Source organism: Pelorhabdus sp. sgz311001, assembly GCF_055901755.1.
The window spans coordinates 261511-280477 of record NZ_JBVXUT010000004.1; the positions used below are offsets into that span (position 1 = coordinate 261511).

The window sequence follows — 18967 nt, forward strand, 5'->3', positions numbered from 1 at the left end:
CTCGTCAGATTTTATAGCAAACTGATTTCAGTTTCACTTATCTACAAACCAATTTGCACATTAATCTTGATGGTATCTGAAAAATCCCGAATCAAGGCATTATCAACCATATTTCTACACAAAGTAAGCTGCCACAAAAAAAGAGAGAGTCGGGTTTAATGACTCGCTCTTTTTTTGTGTGCTAATAGTTATTTCTTATTGCGCTCTGTCTACTCCAGCCAAGTTAATTATTATAGGTTAATAAATGCTATGTTTTTTTAGCCTTTATCACTCACTAATAGTTAACGCCTTTTCTAAAATTTCCTTAGCATTCGTTGTCATACGGACAAGATTATAGTTATTTAATACCGTTCTAAATAGCTTCTCCTTATCATGTTTTAGCTCGGATTGATTAGCTATCATCAATCTGATTAGCTCAGAAATTTCAGCTGGAGGAATTTCTTCCAAAGTTCGATCACCTCTGGTACGAACTATAACAGCTGGGCAGCTAGGAACGCGTAAAATTTTATGAATTTGATCCTGCAAATCATATTCGTTAGATTCTAATATGCGTTTTTCCCTCACGGCTTTACTAACAATTTTATTGAGTAAGGAACGAAGTTGTCTACCAGTCCGATGTATACCACACGCATTTAAATATATTTTATATAATCTATGACCGATTATCGGTCCTTCCGCTTGAATAATTTCAACTAGTATGTTTATTATTTCATCAATCTGTGCCGTTTTAGGGTCAGGAACGCTATGAGAAATCCAATTTCTGTAGGGTATTCCAAAGGTAGATGCCCCTGAAGCATTGTCCTGTAATAAATATTTATCATGAGTAATTGGCTCGCATATTAATTCTTCCGACTCTTCGCAAAGTATATTTGTGACTTTAACTGTTGACTGGTCAACTGTCCCCATGACCTCTGGTTCTTCTTCTTTCACTAGATTATCATCAAATTTACCTATTTCAATATATTGATTTGAAGTTGTTGATATATGAATATCCGCCGAACACGATTTAATTGTCGCGCAAGCTTCAGTCTCTACATTAGCGTACAAATCATCGCACAAACTATATTCTTCCTTATCCATGATTTCGAAGCAATTATTACCACCTTTTTCGATATTATCGGTATTACATTGTCCAACCGGATAAATATCTAGACTATCTAAAGTATCCCATAGTGATTTCATAGCTGCTTTAGGATTACGATAATAAGTACTTTCTCGAATACGCCAGAAAACATATCCACTTCGTTCAAGCTGGCGCTGTCTGGCCATATCTTGTTCATATTGCTCAGGGCCATGCCAATAGTCACCGTCACACTCAACTGCTAATCTTCCTCTCATTCCCTCGACTATCAAATCAATACGGTAGCCTGCAACTTCATGTTGAGGAATAACGCGATAGCTCCTTGATACTATCTCCAAAAAGACATCTAATTCAAACCAACTGTCAAAAGGAGATGGTGGGCTTACCTGACTGCGCTTTACTGAATCTGCCAACCTTCTAAGACTATTGATATCATAACCTTCAACACCAACTGGATCAATTTTAGGATTCAGACAATACTTCAGTAGCCTGCTTCGTAGGCATTGCGGACTAAGATCATCAAGAGTAGCTGAGTGAAATAGTATCATCTGTTCTTTAGCCCGACTTGCTGCAACATTAAACCTTTTTTCATCATCGGATTTAGTTAGAGTTCCTATTCGATGATCTTCCCCTGGTGCAGAAACCATACTTAGTATAATTATATCCCGTTCATCACCTTGAAAAGTATAAGCGTCACCACAAACGAGCTGCCTTTTTTCCATTTCTGCGGGGCCGATTGACTGAATTAACAAAGAATAAATGAGTTTTGCTTGTTCCTCTCCAAGTAAGCTAATTACCCCAAAAGTTTTGCCAGCATACTCTTGCTTAGAACAACACTCAACCAAAAATTCTGCTATTGCCTGAGCTTCAGGAGGATTAGTGATTTTAGGCGATCGCCCCTTCTGATAGCCTTCCGAAACATAACGCGTACCAACTGTTGGGGAAAGCCTATTTCCTCCGAATTGCTTTAAGGGAATTAACGGTGTAGAACTATAGCTTAAATTATTCGAAAATTGAATGATTTCAGGCATACAACGGAAATGTTCCCTAAGACAAATTTGTCCTTTATAGCGTATAAAAGCCTGATCAAAGAAGCTATGTTCTATGCCTAAAGCATCACTAAAAGGGATATCTGTAATGAGTCTTTGGCGCAATAGAGCAACATCTTCTTTATTCAATCCAACAAATTGCGGACTAATCTGCTTGTTGTCGCCCACCACAACGATTTTTCTTGCAATATACTGCAAGAAAATAGCTTCTGATCCAGATTGACTGGCTTCGTCGACTATTACAACGTCAAAAATATTAGGCTTCATTGCAATAGTTTCTGCTACACGGTAAATCGGCATAATCCAGGCCGGAATAGCCGAACGACATTCTTCCATGTGCTTTCTGGCTTCACGTCTATATTCATTAGCTCGCACGCTTTTGCCCTTTCCTAACCGACTCATGGCGAGCTGCCACGCCCTTAGGTGACCGTTTTCGTAATCAGTCAACTTGTTTAGGCAACTGTGCCAAGCCTTAGCTGCCGCAAGCTCGGCAATAATATTCTGATATTTTTTCCGCAACTGGCTAACTTGAAGTTCTAGCTGTTCGTGCTGCGTAGGATCTGAAACTCGTTTTAACCACCTATCCGCTCTGACCCAGTTCCAGGCATTCGTAAAATTTATCAATTTGGTATCCCATTCGCTATTGAAAGGTTCATTCTGTAACGCCTCAGCAAAATGAGAAGCTTTTTCCTGTAAACGTGAAAGTAGCTGACGATAACGACTTACGCTATTTTTTAATGATGATACCTCTTGATATTGGTAAAAAAGCAAGCCATATGCCTCACTATCACGTTCTTTCACGGTATCACGCAACTTAGCAAACATTGGGTGAATATCGGCATTATTATCAATTTGTTTTTGGAAAGCTTGCAGTATTTCCTCTATCTTTTTGCCTTTTTCATATAGCTCATCATAAGCATCAGCTGCTTCCAATATATTGGCTAACCTTTCAACCTGACTACGACTATGCCACACTGGTTGAGCCAATCCAGGAATAGATAGCACAGCTTCTCTTGAGGCTAATAATTCTTTCTCTAGGCTCAAATATCTTTCAAGTGAAGATAGTTTACTTTCGAAATCAGCCTTTCGTACTGAAAGAATTCCACTTCTAATACTATTATCGCATTTACCTTCCCAAGCCTGTTCAAGGGCAGCAAAATGATCATCCATTATCAACCAATCAATAAGCTTCTTTAGAGCACTTGGCGTAGAACAAGGCTGTCCGTCAACACGAATACCTTCAATTATATACATAGCATCCGAAACTACCTGAGGTCGAAATTTCCAAAATCCTAACTTTCCGCCATTTTCAATATGCTTTAATAACGCCATTGAATGTGCTTTCACGATATTTTTGTCGTGGCCATCAATACCACTTATGGTAAGAGAACCGACTTGACAGATAACCTCATCTATCCCTTTTAAGTGAATTGCGCTTATACGCTGCAATTCTTGAGACGGCAAAGCGCAGCTGGCTAAAACCTGTTGGACCACCTCTTTAGCCCATGGATATATCTCTTCCGACAAAGCTGCAATTTTACAACTCAGTGCCAACACTACTTTTTGAAGCTGAGCCCTCTTATCATTATCAGCTTTAGAAATTTGTTCGTACTCAACTGAATGTGTTACATCATGAAAGCTCAAAAATCGCTTCTTGCCCAGCTCCTCATTATCAAATAGCACATTAACTTCCTGTTCGGACGGCAGCATCGATATCTCAGGTATATATTGGTCTGCCTCAGTCGCCTGTTCAGTAGTAATACTTCTAACAAGTCCAAGAAGCTCGCTCATTTCTGTATCACTGAGGGGTGGTTCGCTATCAGTCTCTACTAAATCCGCTAGCCAGGAATATAAGTTATCTGTCGCTCTAATTTGTTGCGCTATTTCCTTTAGGCTGCCATTATAACAACCGAATTTTGATATATGTTTTAGAGTCTCAGATTCCCTAATCGTGCGGAGTTCAGCTAATGCTTTAGTCTCATCAAGGCGGCAAGCGTCAAGTTCCTGATACAAACGTTCAATCCTTTTTTGATTTAACGAGGGATTCCAGTTATTATGTTTTTCAGTTATTCCATTTACTGATGCTTCTAAAGCCTTAGATGATTTTATATCATCACTTAAAGCAACAACACAAAGTGGAGCAATCTCCCCTGGAATTTTATCGCGCAAAACTTTTAGCGCTCGGGATGTCTGACTAGTAATAAGTACTCTTTGCCCGCTCGCGAGTAAGTGGCATATCAAATTCGCAATAGTATGAGACTTACCCGTTCCTGGCGGTCCTTGAACTAGTACACCATGTCGATACTTCAGTTGCTTTGCAATTTCTATTTGCTCATCGTTAGCAGGCAAGGGAAAATAAACTTCATTATCGATCTTCTTGCCTATGCTCATGTCCTGTTTTAATGTATCATATTCGTCTTCGTTGCTTTTCACTTGCTCTTTATCTGGATCGTCAATGAGATTATGTATCCCGTTTGGAATATTATTGGTTGATTTAATCTGTTCAGTGATTTCTTTAAAAGCTCTTACTAAGCTGCGTTCCGTTCTGCGCCGCAAAATTATTGCTGGCGAAAAAGTTACTTTAGCAGTATCTTCTATATTTTTACTGACTAAAATATCATCGCTATACCCTAAACTATTGGGAATGGTATTAATCCATGATCTTAATATATTATCAATTGCCGACTTATTAGTAATATCATCATTAAGATCATCAATAAGCTTTTCAATAACTTGAATTTCGTTTGAATCAGGCCTTTCATCTGGTTCAAGCATATCTTGTTCTAGTGCCGTCTTAGCACCTTCAGCGCTTGCACCAATTGAAATTCGCCCTCTCTCCGGATCAAAACTGATCATAGACTGTGATGTCAAGATATGACGACGGATAATTTGTCCGTTATGAGTTTTCCACGTCAAATATCCCAAACATAAGACTACCTCGTAGCTTTCACCCATTCTTTGTTGATACTGATACATAGCATAGAGTTCACTATAGACCTTCTGAACTTGCCTTAGGACTCTGTCCTCTCTTGCCCACGGTAACCATTGATCTTTTAGATATATCTCCCATTCCTTCTGAACCTCGGGATTTTCCTCTAATAAAAGCACTACTGATTCCTTATCGGGATCTTCTTCCTTTGTCGCTTGCTCTTCTTTCTCCACTTCAACAATTCTAGTTGTTGCTAAAGCTGGACAATCCAGTGAAGAATCCAAAAGCTGTTTATTGATAACCCATGGCTGAACTTGGCGAGGAACAGGTGGAATAGGCTGCATATTAGGTTTATCGATTTCAATCCACGCCTCTTTATTTGATTCTATTTCACTTGTCCAAGCATAAAAGAAGCACCCTTTGACCTTGGGAATCTCTGAAAGCCACATCACTTGATCATAGCTATCCAATGTACGCACTGTCCTTGTACGTAATTCAGACAATTGCTGCAGAAAAGTAAATAGCCTAATTGCTCGGTCTCTTGCTAATTCTTCATTCATAAGCCCCTCCGAGTAAAACTGCATATCTTTATTAAGGTTCATTAGTTTACTGTCTTTTCCCTTCCTATGTTTATTAATAATCTGTACCATTATTAAACATAATTAGGTTCACACTATTTTTGGCACTGCGCATAATTTAATTTAAAAAGTATCCACTACGATCTACTATTTCAGGTAAATCATCTCAGTGTTTTTTCTCGTCTTTTTCTTCCCAAAATTCCAACCTCGCCACCCAAAAGCAACGCTTTTTTTGTGTATTGCCCCCCTTTCCCAGTTATTTCAAAATAGGCAAAATAAAAGAACCATGCGAAACCGCATGGTTCTTGACTTTTTAGTTGGTGCGCCCGGCAGGAATCGAACCTGCGCACCCGGCTCCGGAGGCCGGTGCTCTATCCCCTGAGCTACGGGCGCACTTTGTGGCACGAATAATATTATAACAGAGATTTAAAAAGCTGTCAAACTTCCCGTATCAACCAGCACAACCAGCCTATTCACTTTCAGTTTGAAGTTGAAACCTACCTTACTCTAACTACATAGGCTGAATTGGTTTGTGGCAGTAAGGGCAGTTTTTCCAGTAACGATCGACTTCCCTACCGCAATGTTCACACGTAGGCCGTAAAGTATGTCCACAATTCGGGCATTTAGTCCCACTCGTTTTCACGTCTTTGCCGCACATATTGCAATGAAAGTCTTCTTCCACTACAGTCGCATCCACATCAATCACATCATCAGCTGCCTTGACCGGAGCTTTTTTCTTTTTACGGCCAAAGAGAAAATACATGGGAACAAACAAATACCATGCAAAAAAAGTTCCTAATGTCCATACTAGGGAATTTCCAAAATCACTGCCGCGCGAACGCGAGTCAGACCAAATCCAATAAGCGCAAAGCAAGCCAATTAAAAAACCGATAGAAACCACGTTTTTCCCTCCCTAAAACAAAACATTATACACGGCTTTATTATACATGACAGGAAGAAACGAGGCAAATAAAAGGCTTACGCTTTCGTATCGGCAAGTTGTTCACTAAGCTGTTCCTGCTTGGTTTCCTTGCCTAAGGCTAATACAATCAGACCTGTCACAGCAAGCACAGCCATAAACATGGTAAAGATAGATCCGATGCCAAACAGCGGTAGCATTGATCCCACAATGGCCGGAGCAACCATGCCGCCAATTCGCCCAATGCCTGCGGCCCAGCCAACACCAAGAGCCCGAACACTCGTAGGATAGAGTTCCGGCGTATACGTATAGACAACGCCCCAAGCGCCTAAATTGAAGAACGACATGGTGCAACCCCAAGCGACCACCCAAAAGACCTCAGTGCTATGACCAAAACCATAGGCTGCAATTCCGCTCATAAGTAAAAAAGCGGCCAGTGTATTTTTCCGTCCCCACCGATCGACTAACAAAGCTGCCGCAAAATAACCAGGAAGCTGTGCCAAGGTCATCAAGAGAACATACTCAAAGGTCTTCACAATGGCAAGCCCCTGTGCAGCTAAGAGAGAAGGCAGCCATGTGAAAATTCCATAATAAGAGTAAACAATCCCAAACCATAGCAGCCATAGCAGTAAGGTACGACGACGTAGCCGACTGTCCCACAAGGCCGCAAAGCGCAGACCGCCACCGGAAAAATCTCTGGCAACCTGATTTTGACTAATTAGTTTCGCTTGCGAAAGAATCGGCGGCGTAATTCCTGCTTGTCGTTCCAGCTTACTGACAATCGCGTGAGCCGCTTGATAGTTTCCTTGCTGCAGTAAAAATCGAACCGATTCTGGTACAGAGCGCCAAATACAGAAAATATAGAGAGCTGGCAAAGCCCCGACAAAAAAAGCTGCCTGCCAACCAAATTTAGGAATTAAAATATAGGCAATCAGCGCCGCTACCAGCCAGCCTGCCCCCCAAAAACTTTCTAGCAAAACAATAAACCGCCCCCGCTCTTTCGCTGGCGAATATTCGCTCATTAATGTAACAGCGACAGGCAACTGTCCGCCCAAGCCAAAACCGACAAAGAAACGAAAAATTAATAGGGAAGTAAAATTCCAAGCAAAACCGCAAAGCCCTGTAGCAATACCGTATAAAAGCAAAGTAGCAGCAAAGGTACGTCGCCGCCCCCAACGTTCCGCAATACTTCCCGCAATTACAGCCCCAAGAGCCATGCCAATAAGCCCCACGCTGCCAATATAACCAATCTCTTGCGCTGTTAGCCCCCATTCTTTGGCCAAAGCTGGTAGTACAAAAGATACGAGTCCGGTGTCAGCGGCGTCAAACATCCACCCCAGTCCAATAACAACAAGCAAGCGATAATGAAACGAGTGAACTGGAATCGCTTCTAACCGTTCTAGAATTGTCATATTTTCCACCTCTTCCTGAGTGTCTTTACACTATTCATTACACAAGCATTTACATTATACAGCAAAAAGGATTGGATGACAATCCTTCCCAACTTGTTGTATGATAAAGGTAATTCTGTATCAAGCGGAGGTCTTTTTATGACTACAAAAAAATTTTCCTTACAGCTTCCCTTGCTTCTCCTCGCTTTAGGCCATCTAACAACCGATCTTAGCCAAGGAGCACTCCCTGTTCTCCTGCCATTTTTAAAAGATGCATTCTCTCTGACTTATGCCCAAGTAGGTTACATCGTATTGACGCAAAATATAACCTCCTCCGTCATTCAGCCAATTTTCGGCTACCTTACCGATAAAATTTCAATGCCGTGGCTAATCCCCTGTGGCGTATTACTTTCAGGGATTGGCATGTCGCTTACCGGTTATACCCCCTCTTATACTATCTTGCTTCTTGTCGTCACAATTACCGGACTTGGCGTCGCTAGTTTTCATCCTCAGGCCTCTAAAACGGTTCATTTTATCAGTTCACCCGCAACGAAAGGCCGTAACCAAGGAATTTTCTCGGTTGGCGGTAACTTTGGCATGGCCTTAGGTTCACTGTTTATGACATTTCTACTGGCAACGCAAGGCTCTTTACAAAATACAGCCTATTTCCTCATACCAGCAGGATTACTGTTTCCTTTCTTTCTCTATATGATGCCGCGACTATCAGCAGCGCTTCCTAAAGTTACTGCCGGAAGCAAAGCCGATAAAATTGAAAAACAGCCCTTAAACTATGGGCTGCTTACGATTCTTCTCATATTCATTTTTATCCGTTCTAGCATTCATACCGGTCTCACCACCTATATTCCGCTCTACTATGTAAATTACTTAGCTGGTGATCCCATCTACGCCAGTTATCTTGTCTCTATTTTTCTCATGGCAGGCGTAGCCGGTACGTACTTCGGCGGTCTGATGAGCGACAAATATGGTCGCAAAAAAATCATTCTCTTTTCGATGATTGCCTCACTGCCGCTCATTGCAGCGATTCCTTATACTTCAGGAATTATAACCATTCTACTCGTAGGTGTCGCTGGCGCCGTCCTGATTTCTTCTTTTGCTACAACCATCGTCCTCGCTCAAGAAATGATGCCAGGTCGAGCTGGTATGGCAGCAGGTCTAACGATTGGTTTCAGCATTGGTCTTGGCGGCTTCGGTACAACGATCATGGGCTATGTGGCTGACCATTTCGGCGTGCCCAGTGTATTTACGGTTTTATCGGTTTTGCCCCTTGCTGGTTTTCTCTTTGCCAGCTTTCTGCCGGGAACAAAACGATCTCAGGCAAAATCACCGGCGTAACGATTTCCTAAATTCGATTCTTAAATGCTATTCGACAAGCAAGCTGCTCTCGCGCAGCTTGTTTTTTATTCTCTCTAACTGCTCATCAGAACTAACGATCAGCGTATGTAAATGAACTCCGCCAGTTACGCTGGCCAAGGGCTCGGCTTTTGTTTGGGCTAGTTTTTCCGTCAGTTTACGAACGTCATAAAGATTATTTACCATAAGATTGGCCTTGATCTCTCCGTATACAGGATGCTCTACAATAACATCCAAAACTTGTGCGCCTTCTTCGACCATCGCTACAAGTTCCTGTTCTAGCTCAGCAGCGCCGTGACGACAAGCGATTGTCACTTTGCGGTTTTGCAGGGTTTCCGTTGGCATTAAGTATCCTTGCGGCGTAGCATAAATATTGCTGCCTTGCGCCCTAAGCAATGCAATATCATTGACAATGACCTGACGACTTACAGCAAACTCTTCTGCTAGTAGGGCTCCTCTTACAGGAACACTGCTTGTACGGAGTCTTTCTAAAATACATTCTCGTCTTTGCAAACCATCCATTTGATTCTCTCCTTACTCGCCTCGAGCCAATGCACCCATTTCCTGCAGCGCATCACGCTCGCCAATTACAATCAAAATATCTTCCGCCTGCAGTACTTCCGCTGCTCCTGGCGTAGTAATCAAGCCGCCTTTACGTTTAATCGCTACAATTAAAGCATGAAAGCGGTTTTTTATGGCATTTTCAATCAAATTTTTCCCTACAAACGATGAATCATCTTGAATCGTCATTTGCGTAATATCCATATGCAGTTCTTCATTATAAAACATATTTTCCATCAGGTGCAAAATATCAGGTTTTAACATGGCGGTAACCATCTGTCGCCCTCCCATAACGGAAGGAAAAATAACAGTATCAGCGCCGGCCCGCCTTAGTTTTTCTTCAGCCTCCTGCCGATCGGCCCGGGCTACGACAATAATTGAAGGATTTAAACTCTTCGCTGTTAAGGTCACATACACATTCTCTGCATCGTTTGGTAAAGCCGTAATGACGCCGCTAGCTGTCAACAACCCGGCATTTAGCAAAACTTCATCTAACGTAGCATCACCGTGAACGGCCAGTTTTTTTCCTTCTAACATTTTTTCATAGGTCTCATAGTCAGAATCAATGATAACAAAAGCCTTTCCTTCCCGTTCCAGCTGCTCTATGGCATTAATTCCCACTTTCCCGGTGCCGCAAACAATAACATGATCTTTCAATGCAGCTATCTTTCGATTCATGCCTTTCCTCCCCAACAAATTCTTCAATTGACCTTCGACTGACATGCCAATAATCAGCGAAAACGTATAATAGGCCACGCCAACTCCAGTAATAATCAAGCCAATATCAAAAATCTTTCCTGCCGTAGTCTTGGGCGTAATATCGCCGTAGCCCACTGTCGTCATCGTCGTTACGGTCATATACACAGCATCTAAGAAAGACAGCTGTTCTAAGGCCATAAAACCAATAATGCCCATAATTTGAATAGAAAAAAAGAGTGCTAAAGATATTTTTAAACGGCTCAAGATAAATATCCCCCAACAGCCAAAGCTAAAATATAGAATGCCCAATTTTCTTTTATTCCCGCTTTTCGATACTTTTCCTGCTCCCATAAAGAGGAATATACTACTCAATAAAGAAATGAAAGAAAAACAAGTATTTTAAGGAGGCTTTCGTAAGATGACTGACGCAAATCGTCAATGGCACAATGAAACAATCGGCAAAAAAACCGTAGAAGCTTTGAGAAAAAATCGTTTTAGCGCTGAGTATTTTGCTTCGGCTGAAGAAGCCAAACAGCATATTTTCACATTAATTGCTCCAGAAGAATCGGTAGGCATCGGCGGTTCCGCTACTGTTAAAGAAATCGGACTGTTAGAAGATCTAGCCAAACGAGGCAATCTGCTCTTAGACCATGGTAAAGCCGGTTTGAGCCCGGAAGAATCTTTAGAGATCCGTCGCAAACAGCTTACATCAGATGTATTTCTTACTAGCACCAACGCCGTAACTCTTGACGGACAGCTTGTGAACGTCGATGGCTCTGGCAATCGTGTCGCCGCCATGATTTTTGGACCTAAAAAAGTGGTTGTCGTCGTTGGCCTCAATAAAATCGTTGGTGATATTCATGAAGGCTTTCGCCGGATTCAACACGAAGCAGCGCCAATCAATAATAAACGGCTCAATCGTCCCAATCCCTGTACGGTGGGCGGCGTCTGTATGAACTGTCAAGGCCCTACGAGAATCTGCAATGTAACAACGATTATCGAAAAAGCCTTGCCAGCCACGCCTTGCCATGTAATCATCATTGGTGAAACCTTAGGTTATTAATGAAAAAAGCAACCGAAATTTCGGTTGCTTTTTTCATTATGCGATATATTGTTAGCCAGTATGTTTCATTACTGACTGGTAATGTAAAATAAAAAACCTGCAGTAATATACTGCAGGTTTTTTCCTGGTGGGCGATGACGGGATCGAACCGCCGACATCCTGCTTGTAAGGCAGGCGCTCTCCCAGCTGAGCTAATCACCCATGGTGACCCGTAGGGGATTCGAACCCCTGAAGCCGCCGTGAAAGGGCGGTGTCTTAACCGCTTGACCAACGGGCCTTTTTTTGGCTCCTCGAGTAGGACTCGAACCTACGACCGATCGGTTAACAGCCGATTGCTCTACCAACTGAGCTATCGAGGAACAACAATCTTATTATACTTCATTTCTTTACTTTTTGCAAGTACTTTTTTTATTTCTTTTTTCGTAATTCATTGCTGCGAAGAAAGAAGTTCTAAAAACAACCTGCTTAGATATAATAACAAATTTATTATTATTTGTAAAGAGAAAAAACAGGATTTTTTTTATTTTAAGGGAACTTTTTTAAAAGATCGTTTTTTGGGTCATACTTTACAACAACTGCTTATCTATAGGAGGGATTATCTTGGATACACGCATTGAAACCCTAGCTCATAATTTAATTCATTACTCAACGAATTTGCAGCAAGGGGAAAAAATTCTCATTGAAGCTTTTGATGATTCGTTGCCACTCGCCCAAGCGCTTATAGCCGAAGCCTATGCCGTAGGCGCCCTACCCTTTGTCGCATTGTACAACAGCCGTATTCAGCGGTCACTACTGCTTAAGGCAAGCAAAGAACAAATGGAAAACAACGCTCGCTGGGAAGCGGCGCGTATGAAAGAAATGCAGGCTTATATTGGCATTCGCGCCAGCTTTAATGTAAGTGAACTATCTGATGTAGCCGCCGAAAATTTGCAAAACTATCAGCAATACTGGTCTAAACCAGTTCATTCTGACATTCGCGTGCCGCACACGAAATGGTGCGTTCTGCGTTATCCCAATGGCTCAATGGCGCAGCTTGCCAATATGAGCAGCGAGGCTTTTGAAGATTTCTACTTTAAGGTCTGCAATTTGGACTATGCTAAAATGGCGAAAGCCATGACGCCGCTAATCGAGCGAATGGAAAAAACGGATAAGGTACACATTGTTGGCCCCGGAACGGATTTACATTTTTCCATTCAAGGAATTCCTGCAGTAAAATGCTCCGGCCTCCGCAATATTCCTGACGGTGAAGTGTATACAGCTCCTGTTAAAACCAGCGTGAACGGCACGCTAACCTATAATACGCCAGCTGTTTACCAAGGCTTCACCTATGAAAATATTAGTCTGACCTTCCGCGACGGCAAAATTATCGAAGCTACTGCCAATAATACCGAAAAAATCAATCACGTTTTCGACACCGATGAAGGCGCTCGTTATATCGGCGAATTCGCCCTTGGCGTAAATCCTTATATTAATACGCCTATGAAAGATACGCTTTTTGATGAAAAAATTAACGGCAGCTTCCACTTTACCCCAGGCAATGCCTATGATGTCGCGTTTAACGGCAATCGTTCCGCTATTCATTGGGATCTCGTCTGCATTCAACGTAGCGATTATGGCGGCGGCGAAATATACTTTGATGGTGAGCTGATCCGCAAAGACGGCCTGTTCGTCACGAAAGACTTAGCATCACTGAATCCTGATCAGTTAAAATAACGAAACGAATAAGAGCTAGAAAGAAAAAGCTGAAGTCTCGTCTATAACAGACGGCTTCAGCTTTTTCTCTACTCTTAACCTGTTGTAAAACTATTCTAGACTACCTTTCTACGCCGCTAAAATAGTTCAACAGTTCTTCTGAACTATTTTAACAGTTCTCTAATAAAGTTTGGCAAGACAAAAGCACTCTGCTGAATTTCTTTATTGTAGTAACGATATGGCAGATCAGGAATCTTGGCAAAGTCAACGGCTGTAGACGCATAACGCTTTGACCCGATTGTAAAGGAATGCATGCCGCCGGGATAAAGAGGAATTTGCGCCAAATACATTTCCGTAATGGGAAAAAGCGAACGGATATCTTGGGTTAGCCGCCGAATCAAAGCCTGATGATAAAAAGGCGATTCAGTTTGCTGCACAAACAAACCGTCTTCTTTCAATGCCTGATAAACATCTTGATAAAATTCGTGCGTAAACAAGCCTTCCCCTGGTCCAATAGGATCAGAACAATCGACAATGATCACATCATACTCATTTTGGGCATGCTTCATATGTTCGATTCCGTCACCAATGGTCAAATCTAATTTCGGATGGTTCTCGATCATAGCCGAACTGATTTCTGGCAAGTATTTTTTCGCTACTTCGACTACCAAACCATCAATTTCCACCATTTTGACTTGTTTTACCTGCGGCTGTTTTACAACTTCCCGCACGCATCCGCCATCGCCGCCACCAATAACGAGGACCTTCTCTGGATTCGGATGAAGGGCTAGCGGCACATGGGCTATCATTTCATGATAAATATATTCATCAAATATGCTTGTTTGGAAAACTCCGTCAAGTACAAGCATACGGCCAAACTCAAAAGAATCCAGCACTAAAACTTCCTGAAACTGTGATTTTCCCGTAAAAAGAGTCTCGCGAATCCTGGCATTCAGGCGCAAATTATCAGTCTGTTGTTCTGTACACCATAGCTCCATCTAAATCGCCTCCTGCTATTATTATAATACGAAAAGCCAATAAAATCTCATAAATATGCACTTTAAAATAAATAATTTTTATTTCTTAATACAACATATTTAAATTTCAAACCATGTTATAATAATATAGAGATATTTTACGAGAAAGAAAGCGAGCGATGTATATGAATTATTATCTAGTAAAAACGGAACCAACCGTTTTCTCCTATGATGATTTAGAACGTCTCGGCCAAGATCGTTGGGATGGCGTAAGAAATTTTACGGCGCTTAAATATATGAAGCTAATGAAACCTGGCGATAAAGCCTTTTTATATCATACCGGAAAAGAAAAGGCAATTATCGGCGTAATTGAAATCACCTCTGAGCCTTATGCCGATCCGAACGAAGAAGATCCTCGCTGGATTGTTGTCGACACCAGACCTTGCTATAAGCTGGCAGAGCCTGTTTCGTTAAAAGCAATTAAAGCATCCCCGATATTTTCTGATTGGCTGCTTGTAACAAGCTCCCGTTTATCGGTTATGCCTGTCAAAGAAGAGTATTGGCGCGTCGTGCATCAAATGGCTCAAACGCCGCCAGAAAAGCAATAAAGCTAGTAAAAAAAGCAGAGCTTTCGCTCTGCTTTTTTTGTTAAACAACACCATGCAATGTTTTATTGTAACTTACCTTGTGTTTCGAAATATTTAAGCGCAACTTCGGGGAATAAAGCGTAAGAAAGCACGTCTTCAACCGAAGGATTCGCAAAACCTTTACTAATCAGATCTGCTGTCAGGCTTTCCATTTGCGGCGCAATATCATCAGCTGGACGATGCGTAATCAAAGGTTCACCGCCAGTTAATACTGGGAGCAATTCTTCCGATACAGGCGCTGGCGTACGGCCATATTTGCCGCGGGCTAAATCGCGCACTTCTTTCGGAACCATTTTATAACGTCCTAACAGAACATTGAAAGCCGACATGGAGCCAACAATCTGACTCGTAGGCGTAACGAGCGGCGGATACCCCAGCTCAGCACGAACACGCGGCATTTCTTCGATCAAATCAGGGAACTTATCAGCCATCCCCTGTTCTTTCAACTGATTCAGCAGATTGGAAAGCATACCGCCAGGAATCTGGAAGGAGAGAACTTTGGTGTCCACTTCAATATTCGGATTCAGGTGGAATTCTTCTTTAATCTCTGTTTTTACTTTTCTGAAGTAGTCAGCAATCGGATATAAAGTTTCTTTCTTAATACCCGTATCGCGCGCCTGACCTTCTAAGGTAGCCACAATGGCTTCTGTAGCTGGCTGTGAAGAAGCCATGGAGAAAGGCGATAGCGCACAGTCTACTACATCAACGCCAGCTTCAATCGCTTTCAAGTAAGTCATAGAAGCCAAGCCGCTAGTATAGTGAGTATGCAGTGACAAAGGAATCGCAACAACTTCTTTAATTTTCTTCACAAGAACTTCCGCGTCATAAGGTTTCAACAAACCAGCCATATCTTTCAGGCAAATGGAATCAGCACCCATACTCGCTAAGTCTTGCGCCAATTTCACGAAGCTGTCTACATTATGATAAGGGCTTGTCGTATATACGAGCGCACCTTGTACATGAGCGCCAGCTTTTTTCGCAGCATCTACCGCAACTTCCACATTTGCCAAGTCATTGAGTGCATCAAATACACGGATAATGCCAACGCCATTATCGACCGAACGGTTGACAAATTCTCTTACCACATCGTCAGCGTAATGATTGTAGCCAAGAATATTCTGGCCGCGCAGCAGCATCTGGATGGGAGTTTTCTTTAAATGCTGTTTTAAGATTCTCAGTCTTTCCCAAGGATCTTCATCAAGGTAACGTAAGCAGCTATCAAAAGTAGCGCCGCCCCAAGCTTCTAACGAGAAGTATCCTACTTCATCAAGCTGTTCTAACATCGGTATCATTTGCTCAATCCGCATACGAGTGGCAAGCAGCGACTGGTGACCGTCACGCAAGACTGTTTCGGTAATTTTTAAAGGTTTTGTATTCATGGTTATGTCCTCCTAACCTAATTATAGGATGTACGAATCAAAAGTTTCAATTTCATTGCTAATGATAAACACAATATCTTATATACTTGTATACAATATACTAAATTTACACAAAAAAAACAACTTTATTTTATGTACAAAAGTACAAATTTTTATCAAAAGGCTTAGGCCAATTTTTTATATATTCAAAGAGCCCGCACAGAGCTTTTTTACTAGCCAAAAACAGTAAAACAATATCTTTTTAGCTGCAAAAAAAACTGCACGGGCCTTATCGGAAACGAGTAAAAGATCTAGTGAAAAACTATTCTTGCGCGTAGTAGTTCATCAGGCAGCCTGTAAGGATGATCTTGCGGTCATCTTGTGACAGGTTTTCCAATTTAAGCGTAATAGCAATTTTTTCATCGCCGCGTAAAATCGTCGCAGCTACCGAATCAGCGCCGCTAGCAATGGCTTCTTTCATATTAGGAATAAAGATATAGTCATCAATCGCAAACTTGCCTTCATCGGCTTTATCGACCGTAAAGGGAACCATACCCCAGTTGATCAGGTTGCTGCGATAGCGTTTCGTAGCGTATTCAATGGCAATATTGGCGCTGGCGCCAAGGACGCGCTGCGACGAAGCAGCTTGTTCTCTGGCAGAACCATCGCCAGGTTTTACGGCAAAAATAACACTGCCGATTGTCGTTTTAGCCGCCCAATCTTTAAGAGCCTGCTCTTCAGGCTGAGCGCCTGTTACTTTAGCCATGAGAGCTTTTAATTCTTCGCTAGCGCTTTCGCCTGCTTGCATGGCCTCACGATTTGCTTCCAGCCCCTGCACCGCTTTCGCTCTACCTACATACTGAGGATCTTTGCGAGAAAGCGTAAATTCAGCTAAACGCAACGGATTGGAACGGAATGAAGAGGTTTCGCCGGAAGGAATCAATTCATCGGTTGTCGTAACCGGGTCATGAATGACAGCAGCCATTTTTAAGATCATTTGATCAGCCAACGGTAGAATGGTCGGCCAAGGTTTGATGTTTGGTCCAAATACCAGTTCTTCCTGCGGTTCGGCCTTACCAAAACCTTGATATACACGGTTTTCATAGACTTTACCATTGAAATGGTACGTTGCATTCGGTTCAGTATATTCCACATCCGTTGCGGCAGTCAGGAACCCGCCATTTGCTGCCGTAGCGGCAATCGAACGTGCGTCCATGAGCGCCACTGAAGCGATTTGCCCTTCCGCCGGTTTCGATCCTTCCCGATTCGGGAAATTCCGCGTGGTATGACGAATGCTAAGTCCGTTATTGACAGGAACATCACCGGCACCAAAACAAGGACCGCAGAAAGCGCTGCGAATGCTGGCGCCCGCAATGGAAATCGCTTCAATATCACGACGCTGCATCAATTCTAAGAATACGGGCTGGCTCGAAGGATATACGCTAAGCGAGAAGTCGCCAACGGCTTTATCTTGCAGAATCGCCGCTACATTAGCCACATTTTCAAAAGTACCGCCAGCGCAACCGGCAACAACCCCTTGATCAACTTTCAAGCGGCCATTTACTAGCTTATCCGTCAACTTGAAATTCAAGTTCGGATTTTCAAAGATTTCTTTAGCGTCTTGTTCTACTTTACGCAAAATATCGACCGCGTTGGCATTGAATTCAGCAATCGTATAGGTATTGCTTGGATGGAACGGCACCGCAATCATTGGTTCCACTTTGCTCAGATCCACGATAACCGCACCATCGTAGTAGCTTACTTCACCTGGCTCAACTTTTACATAATCAGACGGACGGCCATGAGTCGTGTAGAAATCTTTAACCTTGTCATCGGTTTTCCAGATGGTCGTCAAACAAGTTGTTTCTGTCGTCATAACGTCAATGCCATTTCTAAAATCAATGCTCAATTGTTCAATGCCAGGTCCGACAAATTCCATGACTTTATTTTTCACAAAAGCATTTTTAAAGACAGCGCCGATAATCGCCAAAGCTACGTCCTGCGGTCCTACGCCGCGTTTTGGCGTACCTTCTAGGTAGATAGCAATCACACCAGGATATGCTACATCATAAGTTCGTTTTAACAGTTGTTTCACAAGTTCTGGGCCGCCTTCGCCAATTGCCATCGTTCCCAGCGCGCCATAGCGGGTATGACTGTCAGAACCAAGAATCATCTTACCGCCGCCTGTGAGCATTTCGCGGGCATATTGATGAATGACTGCCTGATGCGCCGGAACATAAATCCCGCCGAATTTGCGAGCTGCTGAATAACCATAAGCATGGTCATCTTCATTAATGGTACCGCCGACAGCGCTCAAGCTGTTGTGGCAATTTGTCAGAGCATAAGGAACAGGAAACTCCTGCAAGCCGCTAGCAACTGCTGTTTGAATAATACCAACATAAGTAATATCATGCGAAGTTAAGGCATCAAAGCGGACTTTCAAATTATCCATAGTACCGCTAGTATTATGCTTGCTCAAGATCTGATAAGCCATAGTCTGCTGACGAGCTGTTTCCTTCGCAAACGCTTCTTTCGGCAAATGACCGCAACCTGATGCTGCCAGCTCCGGACTATCTTGCAAAACCTTTCCAGCAGCTACATATACGCCGTTTTCAATAAGTTTAACCATAACCATAACCATCCTCTACTGTA

General features: G+C 42.5%; 12 protein-coding genes and 4 tRNA genes. 4 read left to right on the forward strand and 12 right to left on the reverse strand.

The genetic code is table 11. From position 1 onward, the window contains the following. Positions 1-267: 267 nt before the first annotated feature. From AC0MXB_RS12215 to AC0MXB_RS12230, 4 genes are all read right to left on the reverse strand, one after another. On the reverse strand, positions 268-5619 hold the full coding sequence (locus AC0MXB_RS12215) for an AAA domain-containing protein (RefSeq protein ID WP_474039963.1): 5352 nt from the start codon (positions 5617-5619) through the stop codon (positions 268-270). 336 nt (positions 5620-5955) lie between these two features. Then, a tRNA-Arg gene (locus AC0MXB_RS12220) sits at positions 5956-6030 on the reverse strand. Positions 6031-6148: 118 nt separating this feature from the next. After that, entirely contained in the window at positions 6149-6538 is a 390-nt protein-coding gene (locus tag AC0MXB_RS12225; protein ID WP_474039964.1) for a zinc ribbon domain-containing protein, read from the reverse strand. Positions 6539-6615: 77 nt separating this feature from the next. Further along, entirely contained in the window at positions 6616-7968 is a 1353-nt protein-coding gene (locus AC0MXB_RS12230) for an MFS transporter (protein ID WP_474039965.1), read from the reverse strand. A gap of 138 nt (positions 7969-8106) precedes the next feature. On the opposite strand from AC0MXB_RS12230, the gene AC0MXB_RS12235 reads away from it, so the two are divergent. Further along, positions 8107-9300 (forward strand): MFS transporter, encoded by a 1194-nt coding sequence (locus AC0MXB_RS12235; protein WP_474039967.1) that lies wholly within the window; start codon positions 8107-8109, stop codon positions 9298-9300. A 27-nt stretch (positions 9301-9327) separates the two neighbouring features. On the opposite strand, the gene AC0MXB_RS12240 is transcribed toward AC0MXB_RS12235, so the two are convergent. Both AC0MXB_RS12240 and AC0MXB_RS12245 read right to left on the reverse strand, forming a co-directional pair. After that, entirely contained in the window at positions 9328-9840 is a 513-nt protein-coding gene (locus AC0MXB_RS12240) for a 3H domain-containing protein (protein WP_474039968.1), read from the reverse strand. A gap of 12 nt (positions 9841-9852) precedes the next feature. Then, positions 9853-10842, reverse strand: a complete 990-nt coding sequence (locus AC0MXB_RS12245; protein WP_474039969.1) for a potassium channel family protein — start codon at positions 10840-10842, stop codon at positions 9853-9855. Positions 10843-10996: 154 nt separating this feature from the next. Here AC0MXB_RS12245 and AC0MXB_RS12250 point away from each other — a divergent pair, with 154 nt between their 5' ends. Further along, positions 10997-11641 carry a lactate utilization protein gene (locus tag AC0MXB_RS12250; protein ID WP_474039970.1) on the forward strand — a complete coding sequence of 215 codons (645 nt, stop codon included), beginning with the start codon at positions 10997-10999 and terminating at the stop codon, positions 11639-11641. 125 nt (positions 11642-11766) lie between these two features. Here the strand turns inward: AC0MXB_RS12250 and AC0MXB_RS12255 are convergent. From AC0MXB_RS12255 to AC0MXB_RS12265, 3 genes are all read right to left on the reverse strand, one after another. After that, positions 11767-11842: transfer RNA gene (locus tag AC0MXB_RS12255), tRNA-Val, on the reverse strand. Position 11843: 1 nt separating this feature from the next. Next, positions 11844-11918 (reverse strand) — tRNA-Glu (locus AC0MXB_RS12260). Between the two features lie 6 nt (positions 11919-11924). Then, positions 11925-12000: transfer RNA gene (locus AC0MXB_RS12265), tRNA-Asn, on the reverse strand. 241 nt (positions 12001-12241) lie between these two features. On the opposite strand from AC0MXB_RS12265, the gene AC0MXB_RS12270 reads away from it, so the two are divergent. Further along, entirely contained in the window at positions 12242-13354 is a 1113-nt protein-coding gene (locus AC0MXB_RS12270) for an aminopeptidase (protein ID WP_474039971.1), read from the forward strand. Positions 13355-13497: 143 nt separating this feature from the next. Here AC0MXB_RS12270 and speE read toward each other — a convergent pair whose 3' ends face one another. Then, positions 13498-14331 carry a polyamine aminopropyltransferase gene (gene speE, locus AC0MXB_RS12275; protein WP_474039972.1) on the reverse strand — a complete coding sequence of 278 codons (834 nt, stop codon included), beginning with the start codon at positions 14329-14331 and terminating at the stop codon, positions 13498-13500. A gap of 164 nt (positions 14332-14495) precedes the next feature. Between speE and AC0MXB_RS12280 the strand changes: the two genes are divergently transcribed. Then, entirely contained in the window at positions 14496-14918 is a 423-nt protein-coding gene (locus tag AC0MXB_RS12280; RefSeq protein ID WP_474039973.1) for an EVE domain-containing protein, read from the forward strand. 62 nt (positions 14919-14980) lie between these two features. Here the strand turns inward: AC0MXB_RS12280 and AC0MXB_RS12285 are convergent, their stop codons facing one another. Both AC0MXB_RS12285 and AC0MXB_RS12290 read right to left on the reverse strand, forming a co-directional pair. Further along, positions 14981-16336 (reverse strand): pyruvate carboxylase subunit B, encoded by a 1356-nt coding sequence (locus AC0MXB_RS12285; protein WP_474039974.1) that lies wholly within the window; start codon positions 16334-16336, stop codon positions 14981-14983. A 301-nt stretch (positions 16337-16637) separates the two neighbouring features. Further along, positions 16638-18944 carry a hydratase gene (locus AC0MXB_RS12290; RefSeq protein ID WP_474039975.1) on the reverse strand — a complete coding sequence of 769 codons (2307 nt, stop codon included), beginning with the start codon at positions 18942-18944 and terminating at the stop codon, positions 16638-16640. Positions 18945-18967 lie beyond the last annotated feature (23 nt).